This window comes from Nostoc sp. NMS4 (assembly GCF_017115095.1).
Taxonomy (GTDB): domain Bacteria; phylum Cyanobacteriota; class Cyanobacteriia; order Cyanobacteriales; family Nostocaceae; genus Nostoc.
Genome location: NZ_JABXKI010000357.1, coordinates 1 through 3,567, shown reverse-complemented (window position 1 = coordinate 3,567; position 3,567 = coordinate 1). Strand labels below are relative to the sequence as shown.

General features: G+C 42.5%; 4 protein-coding genes. 1 reads left to right on the top strand and 3 read right to left on the bottom strand.

From position 1 onward, the window contains the following. Positions 1-41: 41 nt before the first annotated feature. From HWQ37_RS31005 to leuB, 3 genes are all read right to left on the bottom strand, one after another. Positions 42-869 (bottom strand): prepilin peptidase, encoded by an 828-nt coding sequence (locus tag HWQ37_RS31005; protein ID WP_292754479.1) that lies wholly within the window; start codon positions 867-869, stop codon positions 42-44. Positions 870-1,006: 137 nt separating this feature from the next. Next, positions 1,007-1,267 carry a hypothetical protein gene (locus tag HWQ37_RS31000; protein ID WP_094347451.1) on the bottom strand — a complete coding sequence of 87 codons (261 nt, stop codon included), beginning with the start codon at positions 1,265-1,267 and terminating at the stop codon, positions 1,007-1,009. A gap of 90 nt (positions 1,268-1,357) precedes the next feature. Then, a complete protein-coding gene (gene leuB / locus HWQ37_RS30995; RefSeq protein WP_292754476.1) occupies positions 1,358-2,446 on the bottom strand; it encodes a 3-isopropylmalate dehydrogenase in 1,089 nt (362 codons plus the stop codon). A gap of 200 nt (positions 2,447-2,646) precedes the next feature. Here leuB and HWQ37_RS30990 point away from each other — a divergent pair, with 200 nt between their 5' ends. Then, entirely contained in the window at positions 2,647-3,501 is an 855-nt protein-coding gene (locus tag HWQ37_RS30990; protein ID WP_292754473.1) for a mechanosensitive ion channel family protein, read from the top strand. Positions 3,502-3,567 lie beyond the last annotated feature (66 nt).

Below are 3,567 nucleotides of genomic sequence, written 5' to 3'. Positions count from 1 at the left end.
CCCCTGCTCCCTGCTCCCCTACTTCCTCATCTCCTTCCAATTCAAGACGCTGGAAAAAATAACCGCAGGTAGCTAGACAAAATGGCTTCGCCACTAAACAGGGTAATCACAGATCCTAAAGCCAAAAAAGGGCCAAAAGGTATCTTTTGTCCTAACCTTTGTTGCGATCGCTGCATAATCAAAACACCGATACCAATTAATGCTCCCAGCGCACAGGCAATAAAACTAGCCAAGAGTAAATATTTCCAGCCTAACCAGGCTCCCATCATGGCTGCTAACTTAGCATCACCTGCACCCATTGCAGTTTTACCAAAGGCAATTGAACTTAATAGGGCGATCGCATCAAATAACCATAAACCCAATACTGCACCAACTATGGCCATCATAAGCTGATTTACCAATGCCACAAAACTACCCTCTGGTAGAAAACCAACCACCATTTGAAACAAAATCCCCGCCACTAAACCCGACTGAGTAAGTGAACTGGGTAGGGTCATTGTATCTAAGTCGATGAGTGATAGCGCCAATAACCAACTGCAAAAAGCCCAATAGCCTATTGTTAAAGTCGAAACTTGAAATACCAAAAATATCAGTAAAAAAAATATGCCCGTTACCCCTTCTACCACAGGATAACGGACAGAAATTTTGCTTTTACAATATCGACACCGCCCTCTTAAAGAAATCCAGCCGAACACTGGTACATTGTCGTAAGCTTTTAGCTGGTTTAAGCATTTAGGACAACGAGAAGGCGGCCAAAGAATTGACAACCCAGCAGGTAGCCGATAAACAATAACATTGAGAAAACTACCAATAGATGCACCCAAAGCAAAGACCATTACACTCGCCGGGATAGCGAACAAAATGTCCATACAGTCATTTGTCCTTTGTCATTTGTCCTGTGTCATTTGTCGTTTATCTTTTGTCCTTTGTCATTAGTCATTTGTCCTTTGTTGAGAACTAATGACCAATGACTAATGACTAATGACCAATAACTAATGACCAATGACTAATACATATGTGATTCAATTTGACTCAAAGGCACAAAACACTCTTGAGGTAAAAGAACTGGCTGGTTAGTAAAAATAACCTTACCTCGATGAGTCACACGATTAATTGCTACACCGGAAGGTTGCCCTGCTATTTCGGGATGGACTTCACAGTGAGTATAGTATATCTGCCCAGCAGCTCTGATTACAGAGGGATCAATCAAAGGCGATTGGTTCTTTGGGGCGGTAAAATTTACTTGTCCTTGTCGTAATGCGTACACTATCGACTGTTATTTGATTGCTAGATTTCCCTTTAGTCTACCCGAAACTTATAGCAAAGGTTGCCAAGTTGCCCAAGTTGCTCTATAAAATTATTTTTGTTCGATAGCCTTAATGAGTGAGTCTCCCATAGCGCGGCAACCCAGGAGATTTTTTCCTGGAGAAATTATATCCCCTGTGCGATCGCCCTGCTCTAAAACTTGCAATACGGCTTGTTCGATGCGATCTGCTGCTTCTGGTTGGTCTAAACCGTAGCGTAACATCATCGCGGCACTCAAAACCTGTGCGAGAGGATTTGCCTTATCAAGTCCGGCAATATCTGGGGCGGAACCATGAACTGGTTCAAATACACCAGGCCCAGAAGCCCCTAAACTAGCTGAAGGTAACATCCCAATACTACCCGTGAGCATGGCAGCCGCATCAGAGAGAATATCACCAAACAAATTGCCCGTAACGATGGTGTCGAACTGCTTGGGAGCGCGTACTAACTGCATAGCAGCATTATCTACATATAAATGAGAGAGTTCGATCTCTGGATATTCTTGAGAAAGTTGAGTGATGCGATCGCGCCACAACTGAGATACTTCTAATACGTTTGCCTTATCCACCGAACAAAGTTTTCCACCGCGTTTTTTTGCTGCTTCAAACGCCACCCGTCCAATCCGTTCAATTTCTGATTCGGTGTAAACCATTGTATTTACACCGCGTTTTTCACCGGTTTCTGTAGCAAAAATCCCTTTAGGTTTACCAAAGTAAATGCCACCAGTGAGTTCGCGCACCACCATAATATCCACGCCTTCCACAATTTCGCGTTTCAAAGTTGAGGCATCAATTAACTGGGGCAAAATTTTCGCTGGGCGCAAATTGGCAAATAATCCTAAACCAGCACGTAGCCCTAACAAACCTGCTTCTGGGCGTAAATTGGATGGCAGAGAATCCCACTTATAACCACCAATCGCAGCGAGCAACACAGCATCACTATTACGGCAAGTCTCTAGAGTAGCAGATGGTAGGGGTTCCCCTGTGGCATCAATGGCTGCACCACCGATGAGGGCTTCTTGAAACTCAAACTTAATATCAAATTGCTTCCCAACGACTTTCAGCACATCTACCGCCACTGTCATAATTTCAGGGCCAATGCCATCGCCGGGGAGTAGAGTAATGCGGTAGTTCTGGGTCATAGCTGGTTATTACTAGGTAAATGCTTGCAGATTAAATATCATACCGAGCAAAATGTACCTATGGAATTTTTAATTTATTTAAATGTGTGTTGCTATTTTGCTGCACAGTACAGCAAAAATTAAAAAAAAAGTATTGATACATGATTTTGATTTAATTTCTTGTATGTTTATTGTGTTTAATAATTCACACAGAAAAAATTATGGATTTCAAACAAATTAGCCTAGTTGCTAGTCAACTTTTAACTCTGTTTGGACTGAAAATTTTAGGTGCGATTGCTCTTTGGCTAATTGCTCAACGCTTAATTGATTTTGGATTGAAGCTAGTACGACGTGCTTTCCGAGGCCAAAACGTTGATCCAACACTGATTAACTATCTTCTGAATATCATCGGCGTGACGTTGAGAATTGTTCTAGTTGTAGCAATTCTTGGCTTCTTTGGGGTTGAAACAACTTCCTTTGCGGCATTGTTAGCAGGGGCTGGCATTGCAATTGGTGCAGCTTGGGGAGGATTACTAGCCAACTTTGCAGCCGGAGCATTTTTAATCGTTTTTCGACCATTCAAAGTTGGTGATTTCATTACCACCGCAGGTGTCACAGGCACTGTTGCCGAAATTGGATTGTTTACAACCGGTATTAATACACCTGATAACGTGTTTACGATTGTCGCTAATAATAAAATCTTTGCTGATAATATCCAGAATTATTCCACCAACCCTTACCGTCGGGTTGATTTAGTGGCTCAAATCCATCATGATGTCAAACATAACGAAGCGATCGCACTTTTGAAAGCGAAAATTAGCCAAATTCCTAATGTCCTCCAAAATCCAGCACCAGATATAGAAATTCTGGATTTTAATTTTGCCGGGCCTGTACTTGCAGTACGTCCCTATTGCAATAACGATCACTATTGGCAGGTTTACTTCGACGTTAATAAAGCTATCCGGGAAACCTTTGGCGAGGCTGGGTATCCAATTCCCGAATACCGTTATGCAATTAGCGGTTCTGCTGGTAATGGGATTAATAACGTCATCCCACCACTATCAGAAATAACTTGATACTAGGGCGTGTTTTCAAAGTCTTAGATCCCCCCAACCCCCCTTAAAAAGGGGGGCGAAGAGTCT

What these genes read in the sequence shown, in the direction of transcription:
- HWQ37_RS30990 (WP_292754473.1), top strand. Translation starts at nt 2,647, where the DNA reads ATGGATTTCAAACAAATTAGCCTAGTTGCTAGTCAACTTTTAACTCTG.
- leuB (WP_292754476.1), bottom strand. Translation starts at nt 2,446, where the DNA reads ATGACCCAGAACTACCGCATTACTCTACTCCCCGGCGATGGCATTGGC.
- HWQ37_RS31005 (WP_292754479.1), bottom strand. Translation starts at nt 869, where the DNA reads ATGGACATTTTGTTCGCTATCCCGGCGAGTGTAATGGTCTTTGCTTTG.